The following is a 17,065-nucleotide window of genomic DNA, read 5'->3' as shown; positions in this document are numbered from 1 at the left end:
TATCATGGATAAGTGCTTCTTATTCAAGAATTAACCAAGAATTAACCGAATTAAAGAAGAAATGCCCATATCAACTACTGCGAAGAAAATCGCAAAGAAGACAACTGTAGCGATAACAGTCGCTGTTGAACGGAGTAATTCATCTTTTTTAGGCCAACTTACTTTTTTCATTTCGCGACCTACATCGCCGAAAAAGTTCGTTAAACGCATCTACGGGACCTCCAGTGTATTATTTCAATTATTTATTTTGTTTCCTTGTGAACTGTATGCTGATTGCATGTTTTACAAAATTTCTTTATTTCAAGTCGCTCTACTGAGCTCGTATCTTTCATCGTAGAGTAGTTTCGATTTTTACACTCTTCACATGAGAGTACAACTTTTTTCCTCATTAGTTACACCAACCTTGTAACATTATGTCCCTAAAAATGTATCATACAATAAAAGACAATGTCAATGACATGCCTTTTGTACTCTCTACAAAAAGAAAACAGGTGATTTTTTTACACCTGTAGCTCTTGTTATTAATTTGAAGTGGTACTCTCTCTCATTTCCATATATCGTTCCAATTTCCGCTTCACTCTCTGTAAAGCGTTATCAATAGATTTCACATGTCTATTTAACTGTTCCGAAATCTCTTGATAAGAACGACCGTCTAGATATAAAGAAAGCACTTTTCTTTCTAAATCGCTTAATAATTCAGATATTTTAGATTCTATGTCGGTATATTCTTCCTGACTTATAATCATTTCTTCAGGATCAGTTACCTTCGCTTCCGAAATAACATCTAATAATGTCCGATCAGATTCCTCGTCATAAATCGGTTTATCTAAAGACACATACGAATTTAACGGAATATGCTTTTGCCTGGTTGCTGTTTTAATAGCGGTAATAATTTGTCGAGTGATACACAGTTCAGCAAATGCTTTGAATGAAGACAGCTTGTCCTCTTTATAATCACGAATCGCTTTAAACAATCCAATCATACCTTCTTGAACAATATCTTCTCGATCGGCACCCACTAAGAAATAAGATCTCGATTTCGCGCGAACAAAGTTCTTATATTTGTGAATCAAATATTCTAGAGCGTCAGTATTACCTTTTCGAACTAACTCAACGATTGCCTCATCTTCTAAATCACGAAATGTAACGTCGCCTACACTTACGAAGCCTGCTTCCACCTTGATCCCTCCGACCGCTATTTATTTAGCAATATTATACAGTAAAAAGACAAAGAGCGTCAATGCTTCAACGCTCTCCTCTTCTTAATTTTTCTAACTTTTCTGTAATATCCTTACTAAATATCTTTCGCATAGCAGGTTGCTTTTCTTTTGTGTCTTGTGTACGCCTTCTTACTTGTTGCTCCATCGCTTGTACTTCCAGCTCTAATTCCCGTGCAGATTTCCGGAGCGCACCTTGAGCAAATATAACCCATTGTTCCGTATAATCAGAAGTCGCAACATATATTTGCGTATTTATATTTCTAAGCTCAATTGCAAGTTGCTCTATCTTTTCATCTGCAGTTTGATTCTTCCTCGTGAATATAACTTCCACACGCGATTGTTTCATCTTTTTTTCAATACCGTGGACTGTATAAGCATCAAAAACGATCATTACCTTTGTACCTGTGTAACCTTGGTAATCCGCCATCTTATCAATCAGTGCATCTCTTGATGATTGCAAATCTACATCCCGTAGTTTTTTCAAGTCTCCCCAAGCTCCAATAATGTTGTAACCGTCAACGATTAAAATATCGTTCATTTTTTATTTACCAATTTCGTTACGTTTACGATATACCTCATACATTAACAAACTTGCGGCCACTGAAGCATTTAAGGATGTAACTTTACCAACCATCGGTAAAGTAATTAAGAAATCACATTTTTCACCAATAATACGGCTCATACCTTTTCCTTCACTTCCAATTACTAATCCAATTGGCATTTTACCATCTAAATTACGATAATCCGTTTTCCCTTTTGCATCTGTACCAGCAATCCAAAGTCCACGTTCTTTTAATTCATCGATTGTACGAGATAAATTCGTTACACGTGCAACAGGAATATATTCAATTGCCCCGGTAGATGCTTTCGCAACTGAAGCTGTAAGTCCCACAGCTCTTCTTTTCGGAATAATAATTCCATGAGCTCCTGTTGCATCCGCAGTACGCATAATAGAACCGAGGTTATGCGGGTCTTCAATTTCATCTAAAATTAAGAAGAACGGATCTTCATTGCGCTTCTCTGCTACTTTGAATAGATCTTCTAGCTCAGCATATTGATATGCGGCCACTTGAGCAATTACACCTTGATGGTTCCCCTCAACTAATTGATCTAATTTCTTTTTTGGTGCATGTTGTAAAATAATCTTATTTTCTTTCGCTAGCGCTAGTACAATTTGTACTTGTCCTTTGGCAGCACCTTCTGCGATCCAAATTTTATTAATATCTCTCCCTGATCGTAACGCTTCAATTACAGGGTTACGTCCAATAATATATTCACTACTCATGATGATGTGCCCCCTTCCTTTTCTTCTAAAACAGCAATTGCCTTATATACAATTTCGTCTAATCTTTCACGATTATTTAATAAGTGATGATAGCCAATCAGCGCTTCAAAGGCTGTACTATGTCGGTATGTTTGTACATCCGTATTTTTCGGAACAGTACCTGAATTTGCATTACGCCCTCTTCTCAGTACTGCCTCTTCTTCCTCAGTTAAAAATGCTGTCTCTAATAAATGATAAACAACTTTCGCCTGTGCTTTTGCCGAAACAAAGCTTGTCCCTAATCGATGCAACTGATTAGGACGAACCTTTCCTTTTTGAAGTAGGTGATAGCGGATATATTGTTCATATACCGCATCACCCATATATGCTAACGCTAAGCTGTTTAATTGCTTTGCATCAATCATTCTTATCCTCTTTTCCATCTTGTACCTTGAGCGGTATCTTCTAAAATAATGTTGCGGTCTTTTAAATCATCGCGAATTTGATCTGATAATGCAAAATCACGATTTTTACGAGCTTCAATACGTTTTTGAATAAGCGCCTCAATTTCTTCATCTAGTAACTCTTCTTGTGCTAATTCTAACCCTAAAATATCAAATAATGTTTCAAGTTGTTTTACGTATGCTTCAATTACCACTGTAGACGTATGTTCTTCCAGTAAATATTGATTTGCATGATTTGCTACATTATATAACTCAGTGATTGCATTAGCAGTATTGAAATCATCATTCATCGCTTCTTCAAATGCAGTTTGGAATTTTTCCAGATCAGCTAACCATTTCTCATTATGATCTGTTAAATCCGTACTACTTTCCATACGGTGTTTCAAATTACCGTAAGCTGTTTTAATTCTTTCCAGTCCGTTATTTGTGCTTCGTAATAACTCTTCACTGAAATTAATTGGGTGACGATAATGTACTGATAGCATAAAGAATCTAATTAACTGCGGATCATATTGCTTAATGATATCGTGAACTAAAATGAAGTTCCCAAGTGACTTAGACATTTTTTCATTATTAATATTAATATATCCATTGTGCATCCAATAACGTGCAAATGTTTTTCCTGTTAGCGCCTCAGACTGTGCGATTTCATTCTCATGATGAGGAAATGCCAAGTCTTGACCACCGGCGTGAATATCAATTGTATCCCCTAAGTATTTACGCGCCATTGCCGAGCATTCGATATGCCAGCCTGGACGACCTTGACCCCAAGGGCTCTCCCAGAAGATTTCTCCTTCTTTCGCAGCTTTCCATAGTGCAAAATCAAGAGGGTCTTGTTTCTTTTCTCCTACTTCAATACGCGCACCGTGACGTAAGTCCGCGATCGGTTGATGCGATAACTTACCGTACCCTTCGAATTCCTTCGTTCTAAAGTACACATCCCCTTCTGATTCATATGCATATCCTTTATTCACAAGTTCTTGAATAAATTCAATAATAATATCCATATTTTCTGTTACACGCGGATGAACTGTTGCATGTTTGCAACCTAGTGCCGTTACATCTTCAAAATACGCTTCCACGAAACGGTCCGCAATTGTCGGCACATCTTCGCCTAACTCATTTGCCGCTTTAATTAATTTATCATCTACGTCAGTAAAGTTAGATACATACTGCACATCGTATCCTTTATATTCTAAATAACGGCGCACTGTATCAAATACCATAGGTGGTCTTGCGTTCCCGATGTGAATATAGTTATAAACTGTAGGTCCGCATACATACATCTTTACCTTATTTTCTTCTAATGGAATAAACTCTTCCTTTTGACGTGTTAACGTATTATAAATGTGAATAGTCATTTTTATCCTTCCTTTCTACCTTTACTTCAAGTTGTTTTTTCAATTTATCAAGTTCTACTTCCATGACCTTTAATTTATCAAAAATTGGGTCTGGAAGGTCGGAATGATTCAATTCTTGACCAATCTTTACGCCATTTTGAATAACGACTCGGCCAGGTATACCTACAACTGTAGAATGTGCAGGGACTTCTTTTAATACGACAGAACCTGCTCCAATTTTAGAATTCTCTCCAACTGTAATAGAACCTAGTACTTTAGCACCCGTTGCAATTAATACATTATCTTGAATTGTAGGGTGCCTCTTTCCCTTTTCTTTACCTGTACCACCTAATGTAACTCCTTGGTAGATCGTTACATTATCACCAATTTCGCACGTTTCTCCAATTACAACCCCCATTCCATGGTCAATGAAAAAACGACGACCAATTGTTGCTCCTGGATGAATCTCAATGCCAGTAAAGAAACGACTAACTTGTGAGATCCAACGTGCAATAAAGAAGAAATTCTTTTTATAAAAAGCATGTGCAATTCGATGGGCCCAAACTGCATGTAATCCAGAGTAAGTCAAAATGACTTCGAAATAACTTCTTGCCGCTGGATCCTGTTCAAAAACGACTTCAATATCTTCCCGAAGCCTCTTAAACATCGACGTTCCCTCCCCTTTATGGGCTGCTTTTTCGAGTGAACTAACTCCCTACTTATCCCCCTAAATCTTTATACACGTGGATAAGACTTATACTCATACCAATTTTACGGTATAAAAAAAGACGCCTCTGTCATATTGACAGAGACGCCTTATAAGCGCGGTTCCACTCTGTTTAGGCTAAAAAAGCCTCAAACTCATCTCTGATAACGGTGTACACCGCTTCTGCTTACTTTACGCCCTAAGACGTTTTGCAAAGCAATTTGCTGTTCAGCAGAAGACTCGAAGGGGCATTTCAAAAATCCGCTTATAAACCACTTCCAGCCTAAAGGTGGTTCTCTCTGTAAAAAGCCTGATTTTCTACTTCTCCTTCTCGTCGCTTTTCCTTATTAGGTTTTAAGTATACTTATTATATTTCTAAACCTAGAAAATGTTAACCAATTACTTTTTGAAGACGATTTAAAACTTTTTCTTTTCCAAGAAGTGCAATAGCATTAGGAAGCTCTGGGCCATGTGTTTGACCAGTAGTTGCAACACGGATTGGCATAAATAAGTTTTTACCTTTATGACCTGTTTCCTTTTGAACTGCTTTAATAGCCGCCTTAATTGCTGCCGGTTCCATAGCTTCTAGTGCTTCTACTTGACCAGCAAATGCACGAAGTACTTCTGGTACTTGTTCACCTTTTAATACTTCTTGTCCTTCTTCTTCATAATCAACGTGATCTTTGAAGAACATTTCAGAAAGCTCTACAATTTCAGCTCCAAAGCTCATTTGTTCATGATATAACGCAATTACATCACGAATCCAAGCTTGTTCTTGTTCACTTAAAGTTTCACCTATACGTCCAGCCTTCACTAAATGCGGTAAGCTTAATTCTACCACCGTATCTAAATCTTGCTTTTTCATATATTGGTTGTTCATCCATTTTAGTTTTTGAGAATCAAATAATGCAGGTGATTTTGATAAACGAGCTGCATCAAACATTTTGATAAACTCTTCTTGAGAGAAGATTTCTTCTTCCCCTACTGGCGACCAACCTAGTAGTGCAATAAAGTTAAAGATTGCTTCTGGAAGATATCCAAGCTCTTTATATTGCTCAATAAATTGAATAATAGATTCATCACGCTTACTTAATTTTTTACGGCTTTCATTTACAATTAAAGTCATATGACCGAATTGCGGAATATCCCAACCGAAAGCTTCATAAATCATCATTTGTTTTGGCGTGTTTGAAATATGGTCATCACCACGAAGTACGTGTGTAATTTCCATTAAGTGATCATCTACTGCTACTGCAAAGTTATAAGTTGGAATCCCATCTTTTTTCACGATAACGAAATCACCGAAATCATTTGAATGGAATGCAACTTCATCTTTTACAATATCTTTAAATGTGTAATCACGGTCAGCTGGTACGCGGAAACGAATACTTGGAATACGTCCCTCAGCTTCAAATTCTTTCACTTGCGCTTCAGTTAAATCACGGTGGTTACCTGCGTAACGAGGTGTTTCACCACGAGCAATTTGCCCTTCGCGTTCTGCTTCTAGCTCTTCTTCTGTCATATAACATTTGTAAGCTAAACCACGCTCTAATAAATCTTCATATAACTTTTTATAAATATCTAAACGCTCTGTTTGACGATATGGTCCAAATTCACCACCAACATCAACACCTTCATCCCAGTCCATACCGAGCCATTTTAAGTATTTTAATTGGCTTTCTTCTCCACCAGCAACATTACGTTTTACATCAGTATCTTCAATACGAATAATAAACTTACCATCTTGATGACGAGCAAATAAATAATTAAATAATGCCGTACGCGCATTTCCGATATGTAAGTGTCCTGTTGGACTTGGCGCATAGCGCACTCTCACTTGCTTTTCCATAATTGGTACACCTTCCATTCTTAATGTCAACACATTCTATAATTGTACACCAAAAAAATGTGATTATCCATCTTACGAATTAAAAACCATTATTTTTTCTGTAATAAAACAACTGCTTGAGAAGCAATTCCTTCTTCTCTACCTGTAAATCCTAGTTTTTCTGTTGTTGTTGCCTTTACATTGATATTATCAATAGACGTTTCTAATAGTTCACTAATGCGTTTACGCATACTTTCAATATGTGGTGCCATTTTTGGCTTTTGAGCAATAATTGTACAATCTAAATTCCCTAATTCATAACCTTGTTCACGCACAAATCCCCAAACCTTTTGCAATAATACAGCTGAATCAGCATCTTTAAAGGCAGGGTCTGTATCAGGAAAATGCTTCCCAATATCTCCTGCTGCAATTGCACCTAAACACGCATCCGCGATTGTATGTAACAATACATCTGCATCAGAGTGACCGATTAATCCTTTCTCATGTGGAATTGTAATTCCGCCAATAATTAACGGTCTACCTTCCGCGAATTCATGCACATCAAAACCTTGTCCAATTCGAAACATTTTTTACATCCTCCTCGAGCTAAACTACTGAGCTTTATGACTCTATATTATATCGCTATCCTTATAAAGAAAAGCCCGGCCTTTGCCGAGCTTCTCTTCGCTATAATCATTGCTATCATTTCTTTTGAACGTGAAGAAAACTTTCAGCAATTAGTAAATCCTCTGGAGTCGTCACTTTAATATTATAGTAACTCCCCTCTACTACACCTACTTGCTTCCCAATACGTTCTACGAGACTTGCATCATCTGTACCAAGGAAACAACTCTGCTTCGCACTTCTATGAGCTTCTAACAAAAGAGAAACAGAGAACCCTTGCGGTGTTTGTACAGCTGTCAGCTGAGATCTTTCTACTGTTTCTACAACAACACCCTGCTCTACTTTCTTAACAGTATCTTTCACTGGCACCGCACAAATGGAAGCTCCATATTTTTCTGCTGCAGTTAATACATCTTGGATCACTTTATTCGTTACGAATGGGCGCGCACCGTCATGTACAAGAACATACTCAACATCACTCGTATGCTGAATCGCATTATATACACTATCTTGTCTTTCAGCTCCACCTTGAATAAATTGTACTGGCTTTGCAACCGGATACTTCTGCATTAACTCTTCAAAATACGGACGCTCTTCTTCGTTAATTGCCATAATAATATTTTTACATGCTTTATCCTGTTCGAAAGCACGTAACGTATGCACAATAATCGGTACTTCATTAATAAGTAAGAACAACTTATTTTTGCCAGCACCCATCCGCTTTCCTTGACCAGCTGCTGGAATAATTAATGTATACATATTAATAATCCTCTACTTATAATGCTTTTTCTAATAATTTACGTTTGGCAAAAATCATGCGCCCAGCCGACGTTTGTAACACACTCGTAACGAGTACATCGAGTTGTGAGCCTACATATTCTCTACCATCTTCTACTACAATCATCGTGCCGTCATCTAAATATGCTACACCTTGATTTTGTTCTTTTCCATCTTTTACAACATAAACACTTAGTTCTTCACCTGGGAGTACAACAGGTTTAATTGCATTAGCTAAATCGTTAATGTTTAACACCGTTACCCCTTGTAATTCAGAGACTTTGTTTAAGTTGAAGTCATTCGTTACTACCGTTCCACCAGTGATTTTCGCTAACTTTACAAGTTTGCTATCCACTTCTTGAATATCGTCGAAATCACCTTCATAAATTTCTACCGGAATCGGCATCTCTTTTTGAATACGATTTAAAATATCTAATCCTCTACGGCCACGATTACGTTTTAAAGCATCAGAAGAATCGGCAATGTGCTGAAGTTCTTCTAACACGAATTGTGGAATGACAATTGTTCCTTCTAAAAACTTTGTTTGGCAAATATCAGCAATACGTCCATCGATAATTACACTTGTATCGAGAATTTTCCAATGCGCTAAAGATTCTTCTACCTCATTTTCTGGTTCTTCATTCTCACTATTATTATTTTTCTTCTTCCCACGTTGTGGTAATGTAAATAATCCTAGCAATTCATTCCTCTTTTTAAACCCTACTTGGAATCCTAAATATCCTAGTAAAAGAGTAAAGAACACTTGCAACACTGTACTAATAACTGGAATTGTAAATTCACGAATTGGTATTAAAATTAAATACGCAACAATAAGCCCAGAGATTAAACCTAATGTACCAAACAAAACATCTGCTACAGGCGCTTTTACAAGAGCCTCTTCAATATGCTTAATAAGTTGAACAATATAATCTACAAGCCAAAATGTTGTTAAAAATAAAATAATTGCACCAATAATTGCACGAACATACGATCCTTCCAATAATGGAACAGCACCGATGTCTAATACATTAATAACTTTTGGGATTAAGTAAATCCCTAACGCCCCCCCGATTACTAAAAAGAAGAGCTGTACAATCCGTTTTAACATCCAACCACCTCCTACTCATTATTAACCATTGTTTCGCTAATCAAAACGCCGAATGCAAAAGCGGACGTGTTTTTTTATAAATAGTTTTATTTACCAATATATCATATCATATACCAAAAATGTTCTAGTGTCGTTATATTATAGAATCAATGTAATATTCTTAATTGTGTCTACTCATATAGAGATGCTCTTGAATTCTTTTTAGACCTTCTCGTATTTTCTTCGCCCTGACTTCTCCAATTCCTTCCACATCATCTAATTCATTAATAGTTGCACGACAAACACCTTGCAAAGTTTTAAATCGATTAATTAAATTTTCAATGATAAGTGGTGGAACACGCGAAATTTTGCTTGTGATTCGGTATCCTCTCGGCGTCACACTTTCTTCTAAACTCGTTTGTCCTGGGTATCCAAGCAATTTAACTAAATCACTGTCCTCTAGAAGTTGTGTATTCGCAAGTTCTTGTAACTTTTTCAAAATTTGATGATGGTCTTGTGTTTTTTCTTGATAGTAATCTTTAATTAATAGCGCTGCCTCTGCTTCTAAGTCGGCTAATAGTTCCGTAAGTTGTAAACGAATTAACCTACCTTCTGTTCCCAATTCATGAATATAGCTCAATATTTCATTTTTAATACGTAGTACCATTTCAACACTATGTAAAACATGGACTACCTCGGACATTGTAACAACCTCTTCAAATTCTAGAATGCCCAAATTCGTAATCCCATCATTCCATACAGCCTTATATTTTTCTAACGTTTGGATAGCTTGATTCGCCTTTGTTAAAATAACGCCTATATCTTTTAGTGTATAACGTAAATTCCCTTGATATAGCGTAATTACGTTACGTCTTTGTGAAATAGCCACAACAAGGCTGCCTGTCTGCTTTGCTACACGCTCCGCCGTTCGGTGGCGCATACCTGTCTCAATAGAGTCAATAGATGACTCTGGAACTAACTGTGCGTTCGAAATCAAAATTTTACTTCCCGTTTCATTTAAAATAAGTGCCCCATCCATTTTTGCTAATTCATATAAACTAGCTGGAGAGAATGCACAATTAATATGAAAACCTCCATCAACAATACTTTTAATCTGTTCATTATATCCAAGAACAATTAATCCCCCTGTTTGTGCGCGAAGTACATTATCTATCCCTTCGCGCAGTGGTGTTCCCGGGGCCACAAGTTGTAAAATATTAATCATACTTTTGACACGTTGCTTGTTTTCTTCCATAGCCTAGCCTCCTAATGTCAAACGAAGTGCTTCTCCTAAATTAGATACACCAACTACCTCAATCCCATCTGGAATTGTCCATCCTCCCAAATTTTTTCTAGGAATAATAGCGCGTTGAAATCCTAATTTAGCTGCTTCTTGTACACGTTGTTCAATTCTTGATACTCTTCTTATTTCTCCAGTTAATCCTACTTCTCCTATTACTGCATCGGTTGGTGCCGTAGATTTATCTCTAAAACTTGAAGCTATACTTAAAGCGACAGCTAAATCAATTGCTGGTTCATCTAACTTCAAACCACCTGCTACTTTTAAATATGCATCCTGATTTTGCAATAATAAGCCTGTTCTTTTTTCTAGCACTGCCATAATAAGCGATACACGGTTATGATCAATTCCCGTTGCCATTCTTCGAGGGTTTCCAAAACTAGTAGGGGAAATTAATGCTTGTATTTCTACTAAAACTGGTCTTGTTCCTTCCATTGAGGCAACCACTGTTGATCCTGCAACCCCAACTGGTCTTTCCTCAAGAAAAATTTCAGAAGGGTTTAATACTTCTGCAAGGCCAAGCTCTTTCATTTCAAAAATACCCATTTCATTCGTAGAACCAAAACGATTCTTTACTGCTCGCAAAATGCGGTATGTATGATGACGGTCTCCTTCAAAGTAAAGAACTGCATCGACCATATGTTCTAACATACGAGGTCCTGCAATCGCTCCCTCTTTTGTCACATGTCCAACGATAAAAATAGGGATTCCTTTCGTTTTTGCAAGTTTCATTAATTCTGCTGTACATTCACGAACTTGTGCCACACTTCCCGGTGCTGATGTTACTTCAGGTAGATGTATTGTTTGAATAGAATCAATAACAACAAAGGCTGGGTTCACCTCTTCAATATGTGTTGCAATTCGCTGTAAGTCCGTCTCTGATACAACAAATAGATTACTACCATTTACATGTAAACGATCCGCACGCAGTTTAATCTGTTTTGCTGATTCTTCACCCGATATATATAGGACATCATAGGAAGAATCCGCTAATTGTGATGATATTTGTAATAGTAACGTTGATTTTCCAATCCCGGGGTCCCCACCAATCAGTACTAAGGATCCATCTACAATCCCGCCACCAAGTACACGGTTAAATTCTTGAAATTTTGTTTCAATACGCGCCTCAGACTTTGTTTCCACTTCTGTTAGACGTCTTGGTTTTGTTACTTCTGTTTGAATTGCATTCGCATAATTAAGGCGCCTTGATGATACAACCGGTTCCATCTCTTCAACAAGCGTATTCCATTGACCACATCCAGGGCATTTCCCCATATATTTTGGTGACTGATACCCACACTCTTGACATGTGAATTTTGTTTTCTTTTTAGCCATATCGTTTTATATCTCACTTCACTTTCATCTATAAACAATTTATCCTTATCGTACAAGAAAGAGGGCTATCTCGTAGCCCTCTTAGTTTGTCTATACTTATTTTACCTTTTCAGCACTATGAATGACAAATGATTCTCCTTCAACATCAAAGATAACTTTTTGTCCTTTCTCAATAGCACCTTTTAAAAGTTCTTCCGATAGTCTATCTTCTACATGTTTCTGAATTGCTCTACGAAGCGGACGAGCACCGTACTCTCGGTCAAACCCTTTATCAGCAATAGCCGAAATCGCTCCTTCTGTTAAATGCAATTCAATTTCTTGCTCTTTTAAGCGATTTACTAACTGATTTACCATAAGTGTTACAATCTCTTGAATATGTTTTTTCTCAAGCATATGGAACACGATAATTTCATCAATACGGTTTAAGAATTCTGGACGGAATGCCTTTTTCAGTTCATCCATTACTTTACCTTTCATATCTGAATAATCGCGGCTCTCATCTTGTACGTTAAATCCAAGATGTTTATTACGTTTTAACGCTTCTGCACCAACGTTAGATGTCATAATAACAATTGTATTACGGAAATCAACTGTACGCCCTTTAGAATCTGTTAAGCGACCATCTTCTAATACTTGTAGTAAAATGTTAAACACATCAGGATGAGCTTTCTCTACTTCATCTAATAAGACAACTGAATATGGCTTACGGCGAACCTTTTCTGTTAATTGTCCACCTTCTTCATACCCAACATATCCTGGAGGAGATCCAACTAAACGAGAAGTAGAATGCTTCTCCATGTACTCAGACATATCGATGCGAATCATTGCATCCTCATCACCGAACATAGATTCTGCCAACGCTCTTGCTAGCTCCGTTTTACCTACACCTGTTGGTCCTAAGAAAATAAATGAACCAATCGGACGTTTCGGATCTTTCAAACCTGCTCTAGCACGACGAACAGCTTTCGCTACAGCTACTACCGCTTCATCTTGACCAATAACACGATCGTGAAGAATCGATTCTAAGTTTAATAATTTATCAGTCTCTGTTTGTGCAAGCTTAGAAACCGGGATACGAGTCCACGTAGAAACAACATTTGCAATATCTTCTACTGTCACTTCTGAGTTTTCTTTTCCTTGTTGCTCTTTCCATTGACGCTTCGTATCTTCTAACTTCTCACGTAAACGTTGTTCCATATCACGTAAGGAAGCAGCTTTTTCAAACTCTTGACTTTGTACAGCTGCATCTTTTTCTTTTCTAATTTCCTCAAGCTTCACTTCAAGCTCTTTTAGATTTGGTGGTGTTGTATAAGAGCGTAAGCGAACCTTTGAAGCAGCTTCATCAATTAAATCAATTGCTTTATCTGGTAAGAAACGATCTGTAATATAACGATCTGAAAGCTTTACAGCTGCATCAATTGCATCATCTGTAATAGATACGCGGTGATGTGCCTCATAACGATCGCGTAAACCTTTCAAAATTTGAGTTGATTCATCTAAACTTGGCTCATCAACGTGAATTGGTTGGAAACGTCTCTCTAAAGCTGCGTCTTTTTCAATATATTTGCGATATTCATCTAACGTTGTCGCTCCAATACATTGTAACTCTCCACGAGCTAAAGATGGTTTTAAAATATTCGATGCGTCAATAGCACCTTCTGCGCCACCTGCACCAATTAATGTATGAAGTTCATCAATAAATAGAATGATATTTCCTGCTTGGCGGATTTCATCCATTACTTTCTTCAAACGGTCTTCAAATTCACCACGGTATTTCGTTCCGGCTACCACTGTACCCATATCTAGTGTCATAACACGCTTATCTCTTAAAGTTTCAGGAACTTCATTATTTACGATTTGTTGTGCTAATCCTTCTGCAATTGCCGTTTTACCTACACCAGGCTCCCCAATTAATACAGGATTGTTTTTTGTTCTACGGCTTAAAACTTCAATTACACGTTGAATTTCTTTACCACGTCCAATAACAGGGTCTAAACGATTTTCACGTGCAACAACTGTTAAATCACGTGCTAAGCTATCAAGTGTTGGTGTATTTGCATTTGTTGAAGAACCACCTTGATGACCTGAACTTGCTTCATTACTTCCAAGAAGTTGCAATACTTGTTGTCTTGCCTTATTTAAGCTAACACCTAAGTTATTTAAAACACGTGCTGCTACCCCTTCACCCTCGCGGATTAAACCAAGTAAAATATGTTCTGTTCCAACGTAAGAATGACCTAATTTACGAGCTTCATCCATAGACAGCTCAATAACCTTTTTAGCACGCGGTGTATAATGTACAGTTTGAGAAGCTTCTGTTCCGCGTCCGATTAACGCTTCTACTTCTTTTTGAACTTTCTCCGGGCTTAATCCAAGAGCAATCAACGCTTTTGCTGCAATTCCTTCACCTTCGCGTACAAGCCCAAGTAAAATATGTTCTGTTCCAATATTGTTATGCCCAATACGAATCGCTTCCTCTTGAGATAAAGCTAATACTTTCTGTGCTCTTTCTGTAAATCTTCCAAACATCATAGAAATCGCCTCCTACTTGCGCTTAGTTTTTTTCAATACGTAATCGCTCACGGATTAAGGTTGCTCTTCGATAATCTCTTTCTTCTGGCCCTAAAGGTCCTCCTGCATATTGTTGTAAAATGCCTGGTTGTGTAAGAACCATTAGCTCAGTCAAAATATTTCTCGATATACCTTTTATATATCCTAAATCAATACCAAGTCGTAAATCTGATAAGCAATTGGCTGCTTCCGCAGATTGAATTAAACGACTGTTGGCTAGTATGCCATAAGAGCGATAAACTTTATCTTCAAGCTCAATACTTGAATTTTGTACAATTAATTCTCTAGCCATTTTTTCTTGCTGTATGATTTGTTGAATGACACTCTTTAAATCTGCAATAATATCTTCTTCAGATTTTCCTAGCGTCATTTGGTTTGACACTTGAAATATATTACCTAACGCTTCGCTACCTTCACCGTATATTCCTCTTACTACTAACCCTAATTTTTGAATTACTTGTATAATACGGCTAATTCTTTTCGTTAAAACGAGCCCTGGTAAATGGATCATTACGGAAGCCCTAAGTCCTGTACCAACGTTAGTAGGGCAGCTCGTAATATATCCAAGTGATTCATCAAAAGCATATTCAACCTCTTTCTCAATCCAATTATCTATTTGATTGGCACTTTGAAGGGCCTCTGATAACTGCAATCCTGAAAATAAGCACTGAATCCGAATATGGTCTTCTTCATTCAGCATAACACTAATATGTTCGTTTTCTGACAATAAACACGCTCCATATTCTGTTCCTGCAAGGTTGGGACTAATTAAATGCTTTTCAACTAATACTCTCCTTTGAAGAGGCGTTAATTCATTCATTTTTAATAGTTCAAACTCTCCAAAAGGTTCTACTGTTTTATTTATAAATTCCTTTTTAAATAATTCTTGAATCTGTTTAGCTTCTTCTTCGTTTTGCATAGTAGAGAATTGATATTTTTTAAAATTACGAGCCAAACGAATTCGACTACTTAAAACAATATCAGAATCAGGGCCATCTCCCTTCATCCATGGACTAATCGCTTCATTCATAATTTTGTCCAGTGACATAGAACTATTCCCCCTCTCTATGCTCACTAAGCTGAGTTTCAAGATTTCTAATTTTATCCCTTACTTCAGCAGCTTTCTCAAATTCCTCTTTCTGTACGTATTGTTTCAGAATGAGTTTTAGTTCATCTAATTCTTTCTTTAAGTGAATATTTCCTTCTATACGCTTCGGAATTTTTCCACAATGATCTGTATGCCCGCCGTGAAGACGTTTTAATAACGGCTTTAAATGTTCCTTAAATGTATCGTAACAAGAAGCACATCCAAAGCGTCCTACCTTTGTAAGTTGCTCATATGTCATTTTACAATTTGGACATCTTAATATATTTGTGTTCGAAAATCCGCTTTTTTCTTCTTCAAACATTGTTGATTCACCGTGTAATAACCCAGCAAATAAATCATGGAATGAAAAGTTAGACTGCGATGATTGAAAGAAAGACGTATAGCCACTTTGTTCTGCACATTGCTCACAAAGATGAACTTCCGCCTTCTTTTCGTTAATTACTTTTGTATAATGTAAAGTTGCTGGTCTTATATTACAGTTTTGACAAGTCATCACTATCCCCACCTTTACAACAGGAACGATCTATCTCATAGTACTTTTCATACATTACTAGACTGTTCACTTTCCTTTATTCGTTTACAAAAGTGCGTGTTCTTTTTTCAAAACTTCTACAATATTTAACTGCCTTATCTTTTAGTTATTATTCTTTTACAAAAGCTGTATTTATTTATATTTCAGTGTTCTTAACATTGCGCATAATATTCGAGCCCTAAGTTCATCTCGAGAAGGAACATCCATTGATAATACAGAACGATCTAGTACGCTTAACATAAGTTTAGCTTCACGATTCGTTATGATTCCCTCTTCTATTAAACGTATAATCATACTCTCTGCATTTCCTTGCGCAACGCTATGATCAATCATATGAAGCATTTGATCAATAATGTCTATATCGTCATGCAGTTTGACTTTTATAATGCGAATGTAACCTCCTCCACCACGTTTACTTTCTACTACAAATCCTCTTTCTAACGTAAAACGGGTATTGATTACATAATTGATTTGAGATGGTACGCACTCGAATCGATCCGCAATCTCATTTCTCTTGATTTCAATCACATTATTATTACTTAAGTCAATAACTTGCTTTAGATATTGCTCAATGATATCAGATATATTTCTCATTTATCCGCCACCTTTATTGACTTTGACTATCTTTGACTTTAATTATATACGTATTAATAAAATTTGCAACTCTTTTGCTTATTTACTATCCTAGCCACATTCCCCTGTATTTAATCAAAATAATTATTATTTAAATACATTTTTTATTACTATGGATTATAAAAGAAAACACGAAAAAACACGAGTCATTTGACTCGTGTTTAGTTGCTTGGCGACGTCCTACTCTCACAGGGACAAGGTCCCAACTACCATCGGCGCTAGAGAGCTTAACTTCCGTGTTCGGTATGGGAACGGGTGTGACCTCTCTGCCATCAT

Annotated in this window: 18 protein-coding genes, 1 rRNA gene and 1 other annotated feature; all 19 genes read right to left on the bottom strand. The window is 36.9% G+C overall.

All coding sequences use genetic code 11. The annotated features are described in order from the left end of the window. Window positions 1-30 precede the first annotated feature (30 nt). Window positions 31-210, bottom strand: a complete 180-nt coding sequence (secE, locus tag MR147_RS25435; protein ID WP_001241321.1) for a preprotein translocase subunit SecE — start codon at window positions 208-210, stop codon at window positions 31-33. Between the two features lie 32 nt (window positions 211-242). Continuing rightward, complete coding sequence (gene rpmG, locus MR147_RS25430; RefSeq protein ID WP_002070160.1) at window positions 243-389, bottom strand: 50S ribosomal protein L33; 147 nt, start codon at window positions 387-389, stop codon at window positions 243-245. Window positions 390-521: 132 nt separating this feature from the next. Continuing rightward, window positions 522-1,178: an RNA polymerase factor sigma-70 gene (locus MR147_RS25425; RefSeq protein ID WP_000387199.1), complete on the bottom strand. Its 657-nt coding sequence runs from the start codon at window positions 1,176-1,178 to the stop codon at window positions 522-524. Between the two features lie 67 nt (window positions 1,179-1,245). Next, window positions 1,246-1,758 (bottom strand): NYN domain-containing protein, encoded by a 513-nt coding sequence (locus tag MR147_RS25420; protein WP_000997883.1) that lies wholly within the window; start codon window positions 1,756-1,758, stop codon window positions 1,246-1,248. A 3-nt stretch (window positions 1,759-1,761) separates the two neighbouring features. Further along, window positions 1,762-2,505, bottom strand: coding sequence for a 23S rRNA (guanosine(2251)-2'-O)-methyltransferase RlmB (rlmB, locus tag MR147_RS25415; protein ID WP_000093759.1), 744 nt, complete (start codon window positions 2,503-2,505; stop codon window positions 1,762-1,764). Further along, complete coding sequence (locus MR147_RS25410) at window positions 2,502-2,909, bottom strand: Mini-ribonuclease 3 (protein ID WP_000564261.1); 408 nt, start codon at window positions 2,907-2,909, stop codon at window positions 2,502-2,504. The genes rlmB and MR147_RS25410 overlap by 4 nt, the downstream gene beginning before the upstream one ends. Before the next feature lie 2 nt (window positions 2,910-2,911). Further along, entirely contained in the window at window positions 2,912-4,309 is a 1,398-nt protein-coding gene (gene cysS / locus MR147_RS25405; RefSeq protein WP_074610575.1) for a cysteine--tRNA ligase, read from the bottom strand. Then, the gene (cysE, locus tag MR147_RS25400) at window positions 4,290-4,955 is read right to left on the bottom strand and encodes a serine O-acetyltransferase (RefSeq protein ID WP_000476500.1); all 666 of its coding nucleotides are present in this window, start codon (window positions 4,953-4,955) and stop codon (window positions 4,290-4,292) included. Before cysE ends, cysS begins: the two co-directional genes overlap by 20 nt. 137 nt (window positions 4,956-5,092) lie before the next feature. Next, window positions 5,093-5,338: a binding site (T-box leader), on the bottom strand. A gap of 47 nt (window positions 5,339-5,385) precedes the next feature. After that, window positions 5,386-6,843, bottom strand: a complete 1,458-nt coding sequence (gene gltX / locus MR147_RS25395) for a glutamate--tRNA ligase (protein WP_000415154.1) — start codon at window positions 6,841-6,843, stop codon at window positions 5,386-5,388. Window positions 6,844-6,932: 89 nt separating this feature from the next. After that, window positions 6,933-7,409, bottom strand: coding sequence for a 2-C-methyl-D-erythritol 2,4-cyclodiphosphate synthase (ispF, locus tag MR147_RS25390; protein ID WP_000488392.1), 477 nt, complete (start codon window positions 7,407-7,409; stop codon window positions 6,933-6,935). 115 nt (window positions 7,410-7,524) lie between these two features. Next, window positions 7,525-8,205 carry a 2-C-methyl-D-erythritol 4-phosphate cytidylyltransferase gene (ispD, locus tag MR147_RS25385; RefSeq protein WP_000288305.1) on the bottom strand — a complete coding sequence of 227 codons (681 nt, stop codon included), beginning with the start codon at window positions 8,203-8,205 and terminating at the stop codon, window positions 7,525-7,527. Between the two features lie 16 nt (window positions 8,206-8,221). After that, window positions 8,222-9,331 carry a PIN/TRAM domain-containing protein gene (locus tag MR147_RS25380; RefSeq protein WP_000919684.1) on the bottom strand — a complete coding sequence of 370 codons (1,110 nt, stop codon included), beginning with the start codon at window positions 9,329-9,331 and terminating at the stop codon, window positions 8,222-8,224. Window positions 9,332-9,491: 160 nt separating this feature from the next. Next, window positions 9,492-10,565 carry a DNA integrity scanning diadenylate cyclase DisA gene (disA, locus tag MR147_RS25375; RefSeq protein WP_000392171.1) on the bottom strand — a complete coding sequence of 358 codons (1,074 nt, stop codon included), beginning with the start codon at window positions 10,563-10,565 and terminating at the stop codon, window positions 9,492-9,494. Between the two features lie 3 nt (window positions 10,566-10,568). Continuing rightward, window positions 10,569-11,945 carry a DNA repair protein RadA gene (gene radA, locus MR147_RS25370; RefSeq protein WP_001085212.1) on the bottom strand — a complete coding sequence of 459 codons (1,377 nt, stop codon included), beginning with the start codon at window positions 11,943-11,945 and terminating at the stop codon, window positions 10,569-10,571. Between the two features lie 96 nt (window positions 11,946-12,041). Then, window positions 12,042-14,477 (bottom strand): ATP-dependent protease ATP-binding subunit ClpC, encoded by a 2,436-nt coding sequence (gene clpC, locus MR147_RS25365; RefSeq protein WP_000971179.1) that lies wholly within the window; start codon window positions 14,475-14,477, stop codon window positions 12,042-12,044. A 22-nt stretch (window positions 14,478-14,499) separates the two neighbouring features. Beyond that, window positions 14,500-15,564 (bottom strand): protein-arginine kinase McsB, encoded by a 1,065-nt coding sequence (locus tag MR147_RS25360; protein ID WP_000050825.1) that lies wholly within the window; start codon window positions 15,562-15,564, stop codon window positions 14,500-14,502. A gap of 4 nt (window positions 15,565-15,568) precedes the next feature. Next, entirely contained in the window at window positions 15,569-16,117 is a 549-nt protein-coding gene (locus tag MR147_RS25355) for a protein-arginine kinase activator protein McsA (RefSeq protein ID WP_074610571.1), read from the bottom strand. 171 nt (window positions 16,118-16,288) lie between these two features. After that, window positions 16,289-16,750 (bottom strand): transcriptional regulator CtsR, encoded by a 462-nt coding sequence (ctsR, locus tag MR147_RS25350; protein ID WP_001244563.1) that lies wholly within the window; start codon window positions 16,748-16,750, stop codon window positions 16,289-16,291. Window positions 16,751-16,956: 206 nt separating this feature from the next. After that, window positions 16,957-17,065: ribosomal RNA gene (gene rrf / locus MR147_RS25345) — 5S ribosomal RNA — on the bottom strand; the annotation flags it as partial.

This window comes from Bacillus cereus group sp. BfR-BA-01350 (genome assembly GCF_022663775.1).
GTDB classification, from domain to species: Bacteria; Bacillota; Bacilli; order Bacillales; family Bacillaceae_G; genus Bacillus_A; species Bacillus_A paranthracis.
The sequence above is the reverse complement of the archived record's forward strand: the minus strand, read 5'-3'. Positions and strand labels throughout refer to the sequence as shown.